The sequence below is a fragment of the Ligilactobacillus ruminis ATCC 27782 genome (assembly GCF_000224985.1).
Taxonomy (GTDB): Bacteria; Bacillota; Bacilli; order Lactobacillales; family Lactobacillaceae; genus Ligilactobacillus; species Ligilactobacillus ruminis.
Genome location: NC_015975.1, coordinates 847,672 through 863,533, shown reverse-complemented (window position 1 = coordinate 863,533; position 15,862 = coordinate 847,672). Strand labels below are relative to the sequence as shown.

Sequence of the window (15,862 nt, the reverse complement as noted above, 5' to 3'; positions counted from 1 at the left end):
GATGTTTTATTCCAAAAAATCCTTAAGCTGCTTCGAACGAGAAGGATGACGAAGTTTTCTCAGTGCTTTTGCCTCAATCTGACGAATTCGTTCACGCGTGACTCCAAAGACCTTTCCGACTTCTTCAAGCGTGCGCGTACGGCCATCGTCAAGCCCAAAGCGGAGACGCAAAACGTTTTCTTCCCGATCGGTCAACGTATCAAGCACGCTTTCAATTTGCTCTTTAAGCAACTCGTATGCGGCATGGTCTGCCGGACTAGTGGCTGCATGATCTTCAATGAAATCGCCAAGATGCGAATCATCTTCTTCACCGATCGGCGTTTCAAGCGAAACAGGTTCTTGGGCGATTTTCAAAATTTCACGAACCTTTTCAGTCGGAAGATTCATTTCTGCGCCGATTTCCTCAGGAATCGGTTCGCGACCAAGGTCTTGAAGCATTTGGCGCTGAATTCTGATCAACTTATTGATTGTTTCAACCATGTGAACCGGAATCCGAATGGTACGTGCCTGATCCGCAATGGCACGCGTAATCGCCTGCCTGATCCACCATGTGGCGTATGTTGAAAATTTGAATCCTTTACGGTAATCAAATTTTTCAACCGCCTTCATCAACCCCATATTCCCCTCTTGAATCAAATCAAGAAAAGACATTCCGCGCCCAACGTATCTTTTGGCGATGGAAACTACGAGACGAAGGTTTGCTTCTGCGAGACGCTGCTTTGCTTCTTCGTCACCTTCTTCAATTCTCAAAGCAAGTTGTTTTTCTTCTTCAGCCGTCAAAAGATTGACGCGCCCGATCTCCTTCAGATACATTCTGACAGGATCGTTGATTTTAACCCCGGAAGGTGCGGAAACGTCGCTTTTTGAAAGTTCTTTTTCCTCTTCCTTAGCCTGATTCAAGCTTTCTGCCGTAGGATCGCCATTTTCATCGACAACGGAGATTCCTTTCTTCTCAACGTCTGCAATCAAATCATTAATTTGTTCGGACGTCAAATCCAGTGGTGAAACACGCTTCGTCAGTTCGCTGTACCTCACCTCGCCAGCCTGCTTGAATTCCTGGACGACTTCACGCAACGCCTTCTTGTACACAACGTCATCCAACTGGTTGTTTTTCTTCTCTTCTGCCAATGTTAGGCCCTCCCTTTAATAATTGAAGCTGCAATAATTGACACGCAGTTCAGCTAAGCATCAGCCTGCTTTTCCTGCATCATTTTAATATATTTAATGGTTAATTCCGTTATTTTATTGACATCATTTTGCCTTTTGGCCTGATCCAACTGAGTGCTGATTCGTGTAATCTGTTCTTCCAACGGCGCATCATGTTTCAGCACTTTCAAGCAATCGTCTACCTCTTGTTCATCATAGTCTCCGTAGTCTTCCATCTCAATCGAAATCAAGACGTTTTGCAATTTTGAATCTTCAACATAATCAAGAAATTTGGCATCGTCATATTCGGAATGCTCGCTGTAATATCCTTCAATCAATAAATACAGTGCTTGATAATCAACATGAACGAATTGAAAATCTTCAATCGAGCTCACCTTGGAATAAACGCTATAATCATTCAGAATTCGATGAAGCAACAGGCGTTCTGCTTTTTCAATTCTGGAAAATTCCTTTTCCTTGACAACGTTTGAATCAACGCTTGTTTTCTTTAAACTGCTTTCTGACCGCACGTTTCTAGTGCCCAGCTGCTGTTTTAAAACTCGCAACTGACTTTCAAGACTCATTTTGTCAATTCCGAATTCCTTAGCCAAACGCCCAAGAGTCAATTGTATCTGCAAAGAATCGCTGACTTTTGCGGTTTCTCCCAAAACATCCGTAATGTATGCAAGCTGTCCGCTTTCCGTTCCAAGGTTTTTTCCTTCCTTGAAGTAGCGCATATAAAATTCAAGAACGGTTTCGCGGTCGTCATGAACTATTTTTTTAAACGATTCCGTGCCGTGTTTTCTGACGTATTCGTCTGGATCCAGTTTTTCAGGCAAATTAACAACTTCACACTCGATTTTCGACGAATCTTCAAAAAGATCAAGGGCCCTTTTGGTTGCCGCCTGTCCCGGCTGATCACCATCATAGCAGACAAGAACCTTCTTTGTTATTTGTTCTACTTGATAAATCTGATCATCAGTCAGGCTGGTTCCCATTGAAGCTATGCCGTTCTTGACTCCGGAACGATACGCAGCCAAAACATCCATGAACCCTTCGAACAAATAGACCTCGCCATCACGTCTGATTACGCTTTTGGCTTTGTCAAAGTTGAATAAAACTTTGCTCTTTTCGAACAATAATGTTTCTGGGGAGTTTAAATACTTTGGCGACTTGTCGTCTTTGGTCAGAAGCCGACCGGAAAAAGCTATCGTCTGGCCTGATGCATTTCTAATCGGAAACATTACCCTCGAATGAAAACGATCAACCAAACTTCCGTCTCCGTGTTCAGTAAACAGGCCTGATTTCCTGAAAAGCTGGTAATCACCAATACCATGCGTTTCAAAATAAGTCTTTAAAAAATCTTGCGAGGGTGCAAACCCCAAACCGAATTCTTCAATCAAATCATCCGTAAGACCGCGTTGATGCAAATAATCCAATGCTTGCTCGCCGATTTCAGCGGTCGTCAGCATATAATGATATACATCAGCTGCAGTTTTATACAAATTTTTCAGTTGCCCAATTTCTGAAGATTCAAATTCCTTTTGAAATCGGGCTTGATTTTCCGAAGAATAGCGAGGATCTATTTCGATATTTTCAAGTTCAGCAACTCGATAAACAGCCTCTATGAAATTCAAGTCTTCAAGTTCCATGATAAACTTAAAAACATTTCCGCCGCGTCCGCACGAAAAACAGTAAAAAAACTGTTTTTGCTCATTGATTGAAAACGACGGCGTCTTTTCAGCATGGAAAGGACAAAGACCCACCCAGTTTTTGCCAGCATGCCGCATTTGAACGAAGTTGCCGACAACATCCAGAATATCTGCATTGCTTCTGACCATATCAATCGTTTTTTCGGGTATTCCGCCAGCCAAAAAATCCCCTCCCGTCATTAACCACGAGGCGTAGAAAGGTCGCACACATAAGTGTACGACCTGTTTCGCATAATCATTGGCTATTGTATAACATTTTCTGAAATTTGTCAATCAGACCTCAGACCAGACTCTCGTTCAAAAGACATTTGCTGATTGTTGACGAAATTGCCTGAACTTTGATGAAAATAATCCAAAAAAACGCATCGGCAATTTTGACTGAGATCTTGACGAGATTAGTTGAGCAGCACTGCATTTATCAAAAAGAGCAACTTTAAATGTATCAAAATTGAAAAATACCGAACAAAAACAGTCGGTTATAATGTCCTTTAAGTATACAGGTAAAAAAGAAAATTTGCTGTATGCTTGGAGGGCATTTTCATATGGGAAGAAAATCGAAATATTCTGCTGATTTTAAGCTGATGATCATTCATGAAGCAGAAACATTGGGAATCACCAGAACATCAAGGCTGTATTCCATATCAGACCATACCATCAGAACCTGGAAGCTCATCTATAAGTATCAGGGTATTCAGGGCCTGGAACCCACACATTCAAATAACACATATTCCAGAGAATCCAAGGCATCACTGGTTGAAGAATATCAGAAGTCAGATGAGAAGCTTGAAGAGTTCGCCATCAGCCACGGGCTGAGAGGCCGTACCCAGCTAAGTCAATGGATTATGAGGTATAATGAATCTATCTTAGAGGATCACAGATCCGGAAAGCGAGATTCAGGAATGAAGGGCAGAAAGACAACTTTTGACGAACGGCTGGAGATCATTGAACAGCTGATAAGACACGATGTTGACTACAACTGGGCGGCTGAACATTACAATGTCAGCTATAATCAGGTCTACGGATGGTATCGGAAGTACACCGGAAGCGGCAACAATCCGGAATCGCTGCGTGACCGCAGGGGAAAGGCCAAACCGGAATCAGAACTCACTGAAATGGACCGGTTGAAGAGGGAAAACAAACTTCTCGAGGCCAGACTTCATCAGCAGGAAATGGAGATAGCCTTCGCAAAAAAATTCGTCGAAATAAGCAACAGGGAGGCGAAAAAGGGATTAGGCAGAAGACTATCAGGGAACTGAACGAGGAATACGGCTGGTCAATCAGTGAACTGTGCAGAACAGTCGGTATAACCAGAGATGCATACTATAAGTGGCTCAAGCGTGGAACAAGTAATAAGCAACAGGAACAGTCAGACCTTCTTTCAGCAATTATGGATCTGGAGAAGGAACACAAGGGTACTCTGGGATATCTGGGAATGACCACGCAGCTTGCCTCGGAAAACAGGCTGTACTTCAAGGCCGGCATCAAGCGCGTCACCAACTGTATGAGAAGCAACGGAATCACATCCAACGTGAGAAGAAAGAAACGCAACCGTATCAAGAGACACGAAGAATACATCAATGACAACCTGTTGAAGGGACAGTTCGACAGGAAAGGAAAAAATGAAGTCTGGGTTACTGACACTACTGAAATCAAGTACGGCAACTCCGGTCACAAGGCAAGAGTGCATGTTGTTCTGGACTTATACGGCCGTTATGCATTAAGTTACAACATTTCGGAAACAGAGACATCGTCGGCTGTAATCGACACCTTTAAGCGGGCGTTTGAATATGAGCCGGACGCCCATCCGATGGTTCATACGGACCGCGGAGCAGCATACTGTTCAATGGATTTCAATAATTATCTGACAGAGAATAAATGTGTTCACAGTATGTCTCATCCCGGGCATCCATGGGAGAATTCACCTATGGAACGCTGGTGGAACGATTTCAAGCACATCTGGATGGATCATCATCCGCGGCCTGCCAACCTTGAAGAGCTTGAAACATTAGTTCAGGGAGCAATAGACTATTTCAACAGGAAACGTGCCTATGCGTCAAAAAACGGCCTGACCGCAGAACAGTTCCGCAATCAAGCCGTATCTTGTTAGTTAAAATTTTATATTTGAACTGTATACTTGACAGGACATAGTACAAACAGCCGAGCAGCAAAAGTATTAGTTGTTTTTTCCAAGAATCCCCGGCATTTTTTCCAATGCTTGAAATGCTTCCCAATATTCAACGTCGCTGATCGTCATTGCCAGCTCATCTTTAACATTATCCGGGAGCTTTCCGTAATTTGACCTTGAAAAACGCGGTATTAAGTATCTTTCAATCAAATCAATTCCCAACTGCTGAATATTCCCCATGAATTCCTTGTCCTTAAGCATTTTTTCGCATTCTTCCAACTCATCTGAAGAAGCTTCATTCGGGTATTCGCGCATCAAAAGAGCTTTTCCGGAAACGCTGGCTTTTGACACTTTGACCGCATACGCAAACGCTTTGCTCATGTTGACCGTCCATGCGTAATGATTGTAAGCGATAATGTACTCAAAAGCGACATTGATTGCAACTTTTTGACAAAAATCCAAAAGCTTGACATCGTCCCCGGTTCTTAATTTTTGATATCTAAATGCTCTAAGCAGCATTTCGACACAATAATCGTCAAATGCAAGTTTAAATTCGTCTCTGGCTTCATATGCTTGAGCACGCAATCGGTATGCCTCAATAAAAGCATGTTTTTTCAGCAATTGAGTTGCATATTTTATGGCATCATCATAACGAGAATAGGCAATCGCATTAAATTCGTTTTCAACCTTCTTAAGCAATGCATATTCTTCGGCTGTTGGTTCATCCATTAAAGTTCTTTCGGAATTTTCGACAAAAAACGCGGCCTTTTGCTTGATTCCCGTCTCAGTCGCATATAAATCGTAACGCTCTCCGATTTTATTCAACGCATTGATTTTACGATGAAATTCTTCTAAAGGCATTTTACTGAAAATTTCGCGCATAAATCTCAGCTTCATCTGATTTTCATACCCGTCATTTATCATTGCCAACAAGTCATAGACTCGTCTTGCTCCAAGACTTATCGCTTCGTCACGAAAATCTTCGCTCCGAAAACGTGCCAGACTGACTGCGCATATTTTTTTTTCCAAACCCTTGTCAAATTGGCTTTTAACAAACAAATCAAAATCAGCCTTAGTTTCGCTGGTCATATACAACTTAGCCGACGAAACATGGTTGATGTCATCCAACATCATCAAATATCCCAATGAGGCCAACAAATCTTCCGATTGTTTAAAAATCTTGTTTTGTTTTCGCTTAAATCCTTCTTGGCACTCTTCGCTGACGAAAAATGCCAAATACATCAAATGAACACTTGCTTCTCTTGTATCGCCTTGTCTCAGATTCAATTTGTACAACAAAAAAATCAACTCGCTGTCAATCACTTTAAACTTTCCGAACGTTTCCCGTGCCATTTTTAATGCTTCCTTATCTCGTCCGGCCTCCGTCAGCATAGAAATTATTTGAAGTGATTGCTTATATTCAAGGTCCAACATGCTGATTCACCCGTTTCCTTCTAATCGTAATATATTATTTTATTTAAGTTTAAAATAAAAATAGGCTTTTTTTGTATACATAGAATAGAAAAATATATGAACTTTACAAACTAAAAAAAGCAAGCGGGAAAGCTTGCCTTTTCATCAATTTATCAAACGATATGCAATACATGCTAAATAGCAAGCAAAACACTCATCATAACTCAAAAGATTGCATCCTAAAATTTCACTGATCCGTTTTAAGCGATACCTTACTGTATTTCGATGAACGAATAACAATTCGCTTGTCTTTTGCAAATCTCGCTGAGCATCCAACAAATAGGTGCAAAGCGTGTGCATCAATTCTTCATTTTGGTTATGCCCGTATAATGGTGTAAATTGATAAAAAAAAGAGAGCCAAGTGCTCGTCTCCCAGGTATAATTAAATCACCTAACAAAATAATACTAGGAGGACAAACAAATGGCTCAATTAAATATTACCTTAAATCAAGAGGAAATTCTACAACTTCTTTCAAAGGATCACGATCAGGCATTTCGCTAACTGCTGCGTAAAAGTCTCAATAGTATTTTGATGGCGGAATCCACTGCTCAACTCAAGGCTGAGCCTTACGAACGGTCAGAAGAACGCACGGACAGCCGCAACGGCACTCGAGAACGCGAGCTCAAGACACGGATAGGCAAAATCACCTTAACCGTGCCGAGACATCGCAATGTTCCCTTTAAGACTCTTGTTTTCGAGAACTATTCCCGAAGCGAAGCTGCCTTGATCGCCAGTATGGCGGAGATGGTCGTCAGCGGAGTAGCGACGCGTAAAGTGTCGAATATCATGGAAACTTTGTGCGGAACGACATTTTCTAAGTCCTCAGTTTCAGAAGTATGCAAGGATCTGATTGAAAAGGTCAATGAGTTCAAGGACAGACCCTTGACCGGAGACTACCCGTTTCTAATAGTGGATGCAACCTACTTCAAGGTCAGGGAAAAACACAGAATTGTTTCCAAAGCGTTTATGATCGCTTACGGTACAAATCAGGAAGGACACCGTGAAATACTCGGATTTGAAGTATATGACAACGAATCCAAAGAAACTTGGAATTCCTTTCTCCAAAAACTGAAAAAACGTGGTCTCCAAGGACTTTTGATGATCACTTCTGATGCTCATGAAGGTATTCAGGATGCCGTCAGTAAGGTATTTCCTGATGTTCCATGGCAAAGGTGCCAGTTTCATTTTGCCAGAAACATTTCGGGAAAATCACCAAAAAAATATCAGGCAGGCATCAGAGCCGAACTTCAGGAAATGTGGAACTGCGAAACTATAGAAGACGCACGGAAAAAGCGGGACGAAATCATCGCTGATTACAGAGACGTTGCTGAAGCTGCCATGTCATGCCTCGATGAAGGCTTTGAAAGTTCCATGACCGTCATGGCGCTTCCTAAGAATTTGCGGAGATATTTCAGAACATCGAACCATATAGAACGACTAAACAAAGAGCTGAAGCGACGTTCTTCCGTCATTGGAATCTTCCCAAATAAAAACTCGCTGATGCGGCTGATGGGTTCCGTTCTGTTGGAAAGAAACGATGTCGTGATCTCCAAGAAAGCCATATTCAGTCCGGTAACCTACGCAAAAATGATCAAGTCCGAGACAGTTGCTGAACTCAAAAAATTGGCAGAGGAACAACAAAAACTAAGAGCTGCGTAAGGTGTATCACTCTTTCCGAAGCTGTCAAGGGTGCGCAGATGGCGCACCCTTGACAGCTCCTTCAAGAGTGATAGTGGACAGACATGGATGCATTCGCATCCCCTGCACAACTGGTGCCTGGGAAAAAATATTTTACACACAAATTAGGACTTGACTTTCATTTTCCTTGACCGGCTTCAAAAATCCAAGCAAATCTGAATACGTATCGGAATTATCCTCTAAACCTCTTGCGATTTTAACAACATATTCACACTTGATAAGTGAAAAGAAACGCAAATTAGGAAAAACTTTTCTCAACGCCAACCGATGCATTATTACTAACCGATACGACCGCCCAAAATCAGCCAACTCATTCATATTCGGACAATAAACGACCGTCTCGATTTGCTTCTTGACAAAATCACCATCCAACCATTCGTTGAAGACATTGTTTTCAGCCTTGTCTCTCTTATATCCTCCGCACATGACCACGATATGATCGTCAATGTGATCAATGACAACTTCTTCGTAACATTCTTTTAAGTATTCGTCAAGATTGTCGATGACTTCCTTGAAAACACCGATGGAATTAATCGAAACGATCCACATCACGTTAATTTTTTTAATGTCAATTCCAAATCTGCTCGCAACTCTTTGCGAACGATCCGACTCATTATTCAGAATCCCCCAGATTAATGAATAGTATGTAACGTTCAGACTGCTTGTTCCCCAAATATCAAGCACGTTTTCCACGACGTCCTTTGCCTGCTGCAGTTGATTGTCGGTCAACTGTCCACGTTCCTTTACAAGCCACAAATCATATCGATCTTCAGCCCATTCGTTGTTATTTTTTTCTCCGAGTTCAACTGAAAAAATTGATCCTCCACATATTTTTTCAGTTCCGTTGATTGATTCAGCCAGATTCAATTCAGAATTTCTTGGCCACCTTGCGCTATACTCTATTTCGTTTCTCCCGTTCGTGATGACAACGTTTGAATTTAAGGCATCAGCCAACATTTTAAGTGCCGTTTCAATCGTTTGCGACCATTTCGGAACTTCTGAAAGTTTCCGCATGATAAGCGGTTCAAATTCAGAGTTTCGATATTCAAAAAGCATTTGAGATATTTCGGTAACGGCTTCATTGAAACGAATATTCGTATTATTCACAGGCATTTGAATAATTGCAAAATTAATCTCATTTGCCGTTTGAAGAAAAGAATCATCTAAACGAGGAACGAAAACGCCCACGTAATAAACAATGATGCCGACAGCGCCCAAATCATGCATTCCCTTGATTAATTCGCACTGCTTTTCCGGATCGTCTTTTATGGTATACAACGAAGTGATGTCCAACTCGCCCAAAAAATACTCATCCGGATTCAAAATGTTCCTTCTCACTTGACTCATATCGCATGCTTCTAAAAATGACAACGACATTACTTCTCTTTCAAGCGCCCTTTTTCCGGCAACAACAGTTGCACCTTGCAAAGACGGAAGCTTCATCAGCTCTTCAAGCTTTACTCCCAAGCAATCAACCCCTAGCTTAGCATTGTACATATTCGACATTTTAACTCTAATCCTGCTTTTTTTCAAAGCTTAATGGCTTTTAAGATTTTTGAACATTCTTTATAATTTCTTATGAAAAGTAGGCTGAAAAAGGTCATTCAATGGTGTACAATGATAACATGGTGTTTTGTATTAAGTGGACTTTATTTGTTTTAATGAATTTAAACTCGCAAGTGTTGTAGAAAGGGGGGGCATGTATTTTTGCATGCCGTTTTGAATACTTATGATAGGATATTATAATTATGCCGTGATTTTGACCTACATCAGCATGTTGATTTCATTCGGGGGGATTTCTTACGTAATTGACAATAAAATCGTCGCTGCTTGCGTGTGCTTACTGCTTTCAGGGATTTGTGACACTTTTGACGGCAAGATTGCTCAAACTAAGGAACGTACTCAACACGAAAAGCGTTTTGGCATTCAGCTTGATTCTTTGGCTGATACGGTATGTTTCGGCGTTTTGCCTGCAACAATCATGTATCATATCGGTGGTTTCAGAAATCACGTTACGTTGACTGTTGCAGGCTTTTACGTCTTAGCTGCAATCATCCGCTTGGCATGGTTCAATGTTGACGAGGAAAAACGGCAGGATTCTGCCAGCAAATGTCGCGAATTCTATACGGGCATGCCCGTAACGGTTTCGGCATTTATTTTGCCGATTGTTCTGGCATTGGCCAACATCAGCGGAAGCTCTATGCTGATTCCCGGCACGATTACGTTGTTGGTACTCGCGTTTGCTTTTATAGCACCAATCAAGGTTCCCAAACTGAATTTTTCAATCGGTCATCAAAAAAATAACGAACAGGAAGATCATAGTGAATAATAATCCCAATAATTCTTTCATAACTTTTTTATATCAGACCGTTGCCGGACGCATGATTCTAAAGGGAATCATGAAGTCCGGCGTTTTGAAGGCGGCTGAAAAATATGCCAAATCAGAATCGTCCAAACACCTTATTCCTTGGTTTATTTCTGAAAACAAAATCGACATGACCGAGTACGGAAATTATTCATATCATTCATATGCTGAATTTTTCAGCCGTCAAAAACTGAGGAAATACTCTAAAACAGATTTTTCAGACAAGCATCTTATCTCGCCGTGTGATGGCTTTTTATCAGCGTATCGCTTATCTGACGATTCTTCATTTGCAATCAAAGGGTCTCGTTACCGCGTATCTGATCTGTTAAACGATTCCGAACTGGCTAAACGTTTCAAGAACGGAATTTGTCTTGTTTTCAGGCTTGAGGCCCGTGATTATCATCGCTATTGCTATATTGATGATTGCTACCAGCATGACAGCCACTATATTGAAGGATAACTTCACAGCGTTCAGCCGATTGCCTTGGAAAACCATCCGGTATTTGCCTTGAACAGGCGCCTTTGGAACCTGCTTGAAACAAAGAATTTCGGACCGATCGTCCAAACTGAAATCGGTGCCCTTTTAGTCGGAGGTTTCTCTAACAATCATCCAAACGGCCATTTTATCAAAGGTGAAGAAATGGGACGATTTGAGCTTCATGGATCAACAATCACGCTTTTGATCGAAAAAAACAGGATCGAACTGATCGATAATCTGGAAGCTGCTTTTAAGCATGAAATTAAAGTTCGTCAAGGAGAGTGGATCGCTAGTGCAATCAACCAATGAAAAAGAAAAGACAACCATTTTAGGCATCATTCCTAGATATGCTGCTCTTCCGCTCTTGATTGTCGTTGCATGGAATATGTGTGTTTACTTTGGAAACCGCATCTTTTCATCAAATCTTTATCACTATGATTTTACGACGTCATTAGATGAAAAAATTCCTTTAATTCCATGGACCATCGTGATTTACTTAGGTTGTTACCTTTTTTGGATCATCAACTACATCTTAAGCTGTCGAGACAATAGGGAGAAGGCCCTGCGCTTCACAAGTGCTGATGTAATTGGCAAAACGGTCTGTCTTCTATTTTACGTCTTCTTGCCGACTACGAACGTCAGACCTGAAATTGTCGGTAATGACGTCTTTTCCCAAATGATGAATTGGTTGTACGGGACCGATGCGGCAGACAACTTGTTGCCTTCAATTCACTGTTTCGTCAGTTGGATGTGCTTTATCGGTGTAAGAAATTCGCCAAAAGTCCCTTCTTGGTGGAAGGAAGCGTCATTTGCCATTGCAATTGCCATCTGCATCTCAACTTTGACAACCAAACAGCATATTCTGATTGACGTCTTTTCGGGTGTCCTGCTTGCAGAAATTTGCTATGCATTGGCAGATAAATTTCCTGTCTTGACTAAACTTCCGGTAATTTGAAAACATACGACAAAGGGTCTTTGTCAAATGGTGTTGATGGCCTCGAAAACTTCACTTCAGAAATGGAGTGGAGTTTTTTTGTTCCCGTCGGTTTCTCCTGTGTTTTTTCAAATTGGTACAGTTACGTATCAACACCGCCTGCGTTTCCGCTGGCGTGGATTCATGTATGAATTCCTGTCGTTGATCCACACAAAGTCGTGGAGCGCGCGACAGAGACAAGGTGTGGAACCGAGCGCTTAGCCCGCAAGCACCAGGCCTGCTCGAACGCCAGCAGGCGAGCCTGCCAAGTGAGAGTACCTGAGCGGAACGGGCTGCGAGGTGAAACCCAGTTAGGTCGCAGCGCGTTCGAGCTTTGCGAATCAACGGTGGATGTCACGCAACGTTAGACGGAAACGAAGGTGGGAATGATAGATTCAGCTGCATTTGTATAGTTTCATTTTATAGCATTGCGAAGATATTTTGTGAATACAAAAAATGGTGTTGAAAAATCATCATCAACACCATTTAGTATAGACCCCTTTTTGTACCGTATTCTTACAACTTTGAAATAGCCTCTTTCATTTGCTTAACATATTCTGCAACATACGGAACTGACTCAGCACCATACTTTTCACAAATTTTAACGATTGCCGAGCCAACAATCGCGCCATCGCTTTGCAAAGCCATTTCGTGGGCAGTTTCAGGCATGCTGATTCCAAAACCGATGGCACACGGAATATCATTTGCTTCCTTGACAAGTTTGACCATGCTTGAAACATCAGTTTTGATCTCTTTTCTGGTTCCGGTGACGCCAAGCGATGAAACGCAATAAACAAAACCTTTGGCATCCTTTGCAATCATCTTGATTCGTTCTTTTGAAGTCGGTGCAACCATTGAAATCAAACATATTCCGTATTCGTCACACACATCGGAAAACTCTTCTTTTTCTTCATAAGGAACGTCTGCCAGGATTAATCCGTCAACTCCGACGCTTGCAGCCTTTTTCAAAAAAAGTTCCGTATCATAGGAATAGACAACATTTGCATAAGTCATCAAAATCAGCGGAATCTGGGTCTTTTGCCGGATTTTTGCAATCATTGAAAAAATCTTGTCCGTTGTCGTACCCGCTGAAAGCGCACGTAAATTTGCTGCCTGAATGACAGGACCTTCAGCCGTTGGATCAGAAAAAGGGACGCCCAGTTCAATGATATCTGCCCCAGCATCATCCATCGCATAAACAAGCTGCTCCGTTGTTTCAAGACTCGGATCACCGCTTGTTATGAAAGGAATGAATGCCTTGCCGTTCTCAAATGCTTCTTTAATTCTGTCAATCATACAGATTTTCCCCCTTGTATCTTGCAATCGCTGCAACATCTTTGTCGCCTCTTCCTGACAATGTGACGATTACGATTTGATCCTTGCTCATTTTCGGAACGATCTTTTTGGCATAAGCAACAGCATGAGCACTTTCGATTGCCGGAATGATTCCTTCAGTTCTTGACAAGTACTCAAATGCGTCTACTGCTTCATCATCCGTGATCGGAACGTATTTTGCGCGCTTTTCATCGTGTAAAAATGCGTGCTCCGGACCAACGCCAGGATAATCCAATCCGGCTGAAATAGAATAGACCGGTGCAATTTGTCCATATTTGTCCTGACAAAAATAAGACTTCATCCCGTGAAAAATGCCCAAGCGCCCCGTCGCAATCGTTGCTGCAGTTTCAAAAGTATCTGCTCCTTTTCCTGCCGCTTCGCATCCGATCAGTTCAACGTTTTTGTCATTGATAAAGTTATAAAAACTTCCGATTGCATTTGATCCTCCGCCAACGCAGGCAATCACCGCATCCGGCAAACGCCCTTCTTCTGCCAAAATTTGTTCTCTTGCTTCTTTTGAAATGACGGCCTGAAAATCACGCACGATTGTTGGAAAAGGATGCGGCCCCATGGCAGATCCGAGAACGTAATGCGTGTCGTCGATTCTTCTGGTCCATTCGCGCATCGTTTCAGAAACGGCATCTTTCAGTGTTCCGGTTCCCGTTGAAACGGAATGAACTTTTGCTCCCAGAAGCTTCATGCGATAAACGTTTAATGCCTGTCTTTTGCAATCGACTTCACCCATGAAAATCTCGCATTCCATTCCCATCAATGCAGCAACCGTTGCTGTGGCAACGCCGTGCTGACCGGCACCGGTTTCGGCAATGACTCGTTTTTTGCCCATCTTTTTCGCCAACAGGCATTGTCCAAGAACATTGTTTATTTTGTGGGCACCAGTATGATTGAGGTCCTCGCGTTTAAGATAGACTTTGGCGCCTCCGAGATCTTTTGTCATATTTTTGGCATAATAAAGCAAAGACGGTCGACCCGCGTATTTTTTCAGCAAATCATCTAATTCGCGCTTGAATCCTTCATCTTCTTTGTAGTAATTATAAGCCTTCTCAAGTTCATCAACGGCGTTCATAAGCGTTTCTGAAATATACTGACCGCCGTGTGTTCCAAATCTCCCTTTAGAATCCGTCATCATTGTTCCCTCTTTCTTGATTGTTTCTTAAAAATTCAGTGATTCGTTTGATTTTTGCATAGTCTTTTTTGCCATCGCTTTCAACACCGCTGCTGATATCTATGGCATAAGGATCTAACGTATCAAGCGCAGACCCGATATTTTCTTCGTTGAGTCCTCCGGCCAAAAAATACTTGCGCGATGACCGCACATTTTTCAAAATTTCCCAGTCAAATGCTCTCCCCTCTCCTTTTCCGGCATCAAACAGCAAATAGTCTGCTTTCGTTTTGAAAAAATACTCAACGTCAGTGGCATCTTTCGGAATAACTGCTTTAATAACCGGCTTTGATGTTTTCCTTTTAAGTTCTTCGATATAGCTTTCTGATTCTTTCCCGTGAAGTTGTGCCATATCAAAGCTTGCCATCGTTTTAATGACCTTTTCCATGGGTTCGTCAACAAAAACGGCGACCTTCTTGACGGTTTCCAAAACATTTGCGGCCAATCGACAAGCTTCGTTTGGTTCCAAACTTCGTCTGCTTTTTGGATAATCAACAATAAATCCGCAATAATCGGGCTGCGTTTCATTGATTATTTCAACGTCTTCTTTCGTTTTCAGACCGCAAATTTTCAACTTGCTCATATTTTCGCCTCGAATCCTAATTCTTTCAAAGAGGCTTTTTTATCACGGCTTTTCATCATCGTTTCACCGATAAGCACGGCATCCACGTTATAATCTTTCAATTTCTTGACATCTGCCGACGTTTTAATTCCGCTTTCTGAAACAAAAATAACCTCTGCAGGTACAAACTTTCTCAATACGGTGCTTTTTGCCTGATCAACGTCAAAATTTTTCAAGTTGCGATTGTTGACCCCAATAATTTTTGCTCCTGATTTTAATGCAACATCGATTTCAGCTTTGGAATGTGTTTCGACCAAAGCATCCATCCCCAAACTTTCAGAAAGTTGACGATAACTTTTCAACTCTGCTTCATCAAGCAGACTGACGATCAAAAGAACTGCTGAAGCCCCCAAAACCTTTGCTTGATAAATCATGTATTCGTCAATCGTGAAATCCTTTCTCAAAACTGGCACCCTGACTTCTTCAGAAATTTCGGCAAGAAATTTATCGTTTCCCAAAAAATATTTTGGCTCAGTCAAAACGGAAATTGCGCTTGCACCTGCTTCTTCATATTCTTTGGCAATTTTCAAATACGGAAAATCCCTTGCAATCAATCCTTTTGAAGGAGAAGCTTTTTTGACTTCGCAGATGCATGACATTTTCTGTTCATTCAATGTTTTTAAAAATGAACTCCGGCTTTTTGCATGTTGTGCCTTATGTTTCATTTCTTTAAGACTTATTTGCCTTTTTTGAAATTCGATCCGCTCTTTGGTCGAATCAGCCAAGATCTTTAAAATATCTTCTGTCATTCATC

General features: G+C 41.8%; 14 protein-coding genes and 1 pseudogene. 6 read left to right on the top strand and 9 right to left on the bottom strand.

The window, feature by feature from the left end:
* Positions 1 to 6: 6 nt before the first annotated feature.
* Both rpoD and dnaG read right to left on the bottom strand, forming a co-directional pair.
* On the bottom strand, positions 7 to 1,128 hold the full coding sequence (rpoD, locus tag LRC_RS04385; protein ID WP_014073309.1) for an RNA polymerase sigma factor RpoD: 1,122 nt from the start codon (positions 1,126 to 1,128) through the stop codon (positions 7 to 9).
* A gap of 53 nt (positions 1,129 to 1,181) precedes the next feature.
* A complete protein-coding gene (gene dnaG / locus LRC_RS04380) occupies positions 1,182 to 3,020 on the bottom strand; it encodes a DNA primase (protein ID WP_014073308.1) in 1,839 nt (612 codons plus the stop codon).
* 380 nt (positions 3,021 to 3,400) lie between these two features.
* Here dnaG and LRC_RS04375 point away from each other — a divergent pair, with 380 nt between their 5' ends.
* Entirely contained in the window at positions 3,401 to 4,114 is a 714-nt protein-coding gene (locus LRC_RS04375) for a helix-turn-helix domain-containing protein (RefSeq protein ID WP_041819947.1), read from the top strand.
* Positions 4,051 to 4,965: an IS3 family transposase gene (locus LRC_RS04370; protein ID WP_338034093.1), complete on the top strand. Its 915-nt coding sequence runs from the start codon at positions 4,051 to 4,053 to the stop codon at positions 4,963 to 4,965. The genes LRC_RS04375 and LRC_RS04370 overlap by 64 nt, the downstream gene beginning before the upstream one ends.
* Before the next feature lie 66 nt (positions 4,966 to 5,031).
* Here the strand turns inward: LRC_RS04370 and LRC_RS04365 are convergent, their stop codons facing one another.
* Both LRC_RS04365 and LRC_RS10540 read right to left on the bottom strand, forming a co-directional pair.
* On the bottom strand, positions 5,032 to 6,336 hold the full coding sequence (locus LRC_RS04365) for a hypothetical protein (protein WP_241531316.1): 1,305 nt from the start codon (positions 6,334 to 6,336) through the stop codon (positions 5,032 to 5,034).
* Between the two features lie 225 nt (positions 6,337 to 6,561).
* Positions 6,562 to 6,756, bottom strand: a complete 195-nt coding sequence (locus tag LRC_RS10540; protein ID WP_014073303.1) for a PucR family transcriptional regulator — start codon at positions 6,754 to 6,756, stop codon at positions 6,562 to 6,564.
* 202 nt (positions 6,757 to 6,958) lie between these two features.
* Between LRC_RS10540 and LRC_RS04360 the strand changes: the two genes are divergently transcribed.
* Positions 6,959 to 8,116 (top strand): IS256 family transposase, encoded by a 1,158-nt coding sequence (locus tag LRC_RS04360; protein ID WP_476737625.1) that lies wholly within the window; start codon positions 6,959 to 6,961, stop codon positions 8,114 to 8,116.
* A 132-nt stretch (positions 8,117 to 8,248) separates the two neighbouring features.
* Here LRC_RS04360 and LRC_RS04355 read toward each other — a convergent pair whose 3' ends face one another.
* Positions 8,249 to 9,652, bottom strand: a complete 1,404-nt coding sequence (locus LRC_RS04355) for a PucR family transcriptional regulator ligand-binding domain-containing protein (RefSeq protein WP_014073301.1) — start codon at positions 9,650 to 9,652, stop codon at positions 8,249 to 8,251.
* Between the two features lie 232 nt (positions 9,653 to 9,884).
* Here LRC_RS04355 and LRC_RS04350 point away from each other — a divergent pair, with 232 nt between their 5' ends.
* The 3 genes and pseudogenes from LRC_RS04350 to LRC_RS04340 all read left to right on the top strand — a co-directional run bounded on the left by LRC_RS04350 (position 9,885) and on the right by LRC_RS04340 (position 11,953).
* Positions 9,885 to 10,484, top strand: coding sequence for a CDP-alcohol phosphatidyltransferase family protein (locus tag LRC_RS04350; RefSeq protein ID WP_014073300.1), 600 nt, complete (start codon positions 9,885 to 9,887; stop codon positions 10,482 to 10,484).
* A 52-nt stretch (positions 10,485 to 10,536) separates the two neighbouring features.
* Positions 10,537 to 11,307, top strand: a pseudogene (locus tag LRC_RS04345) (phosphatidylserine decarboxylase).
* Positions 11,291 to 11,953 (top strand): phosphatase PAP2 family protein, encoded by a 663-nt coding sequence (locus tag LRC_RS04340; protein WP_014073299.1) that lies wholly within the window; start codon positions 11,291 to 11,293, stop codon positions 11,951 to 11,953. The pseudogene LRC_RS04345 and the gene LRC_RS04340 overlap by 17 nt, the downstream one beginning before the upstream one ends.
* A gap of 534 nt (positions 11,954 to 12,487) precedes the next feature.
* Here LRC_RS04340 and trpA read toward each other — a convergent pair.
* The 4 genes from trpA to trpC are packed head-to-tail and all read right to left on the bottom strand — an operon-like array spanning position 12,488 to position 15,857.
* Positions 12,488 to 13,267 (bottom strand): tryptophan synthase subunit alpha, encoded by a 780-nt coding sequence (gene trpA / locus LRC_RS04335; protein ID WP_014073298.1) that lies wholly within the window; start codon positions 13,265 to 13,267, stop codon positions 12,488 to 12,490.
* On the bottom strand, positions 13,260 to 14,450 hold the full coding sequence (gene trpB, locus LRC_RS04330) for a tryptophan synthase subunit beta (RefSeq protein WP_041819945.1): 1,191 nt from the start codon (positions 14,448 to 14,450) through the stop codon (positions 13,260 to 13,262). Before trpB ends, trpA begins: the two co-directional genes overlap by 8 nt.
* The gene (locus LRC_RS04325) at positions 14,437 to 15,069 is read right to left on the bottom strand and encodes a phosphoribosylanthranilate isomerase (protein WP_014073296.1); all 633 of its coding nucleotides are present in this window, start codon (positions 15,067 to 15,069) and stop codon (positions 14,437 to 14,439) included. The genes trpB and LRC_RS04325 overlap by 14 nt, the downstream gene beginning before the upstream one ends.
* Positions 15,066 to 15,857, bottom strand: coding sequence for an indole-3-glycerol phosphate synthase TrpC (gene trpC, locus LRC_RS04320; protein ID WP_014073295.1), 792 nt, complete (start codon positions 15,855 to 15,857; stop codon positions 15,066 to 15,068). Before trpC ends, LRC_RS04325 begins: the two co-directional genes overlap by 4 nt.
* Positions 15,858 to 15,862: the final 5 nt, after the last annotated feature.

Coding starts and splice junctions, on each gene's coding strand:
- LRC_RS04375 (WP_041819947.1), top strand. CDS start 3,401: ATGGGAAGAAAATCGAAATATTCTGCTGATTTTAAGCTGATGATCATT.
- LRC_RS04365 (WP_241531316.1), bottom strand. CDS start 6,336: ATGGCACGGGAAACGTTCGGAAAGTTTAAAGTGATTGACAGCGAGTTG.
- LRC_RS10540 (WP_014073303.1), bottom strand. CDS start 6,756: ATGCACACGCTTTGCACCTATTTGTTGGATGCTCAGCGAGATTTGCAA.
- LRC_RS04355 (WP_014073301.1), bottom strand. CDS start 9,652: ATGTACAATGCTAAGCTAGGGGTTGATTGCTTGGGAGTAAAGCTTGAA.
- LRC_RS04350 (WP_014073300.1), top strand. CDS start 9,885: ATGATAGGATATTATAATTATGCCGTGATTTTGACCTACATCAGCATG.
- trpA (WP_014073298.1), bottom strand. CDS start 13,267: ATGATTGACAGAATTAAAGAAGCATTTGAGAACGGCAAGGCATTCATT.
- trpB (WP_041819945.1), bottom strand. CDS start 14,450: ATGACGGATTCTAAAGGGAGATTTGGAACACACGGCGGTCAGTATATT.
- LRC_RS04325 (WP_014073296.1), bottom strand. CDS start 15,069: ATGAGCAAGTTGAAAATTTGCGGTCTGAAAACGAAAGAAGACGTTGAA.
- trpC (WP_014073295.1), bottom strand. CDS start 15,857: ATGACAGAAGATATTTTAAAGATCTTGGCTGATTCGACCAAAGAGCGG.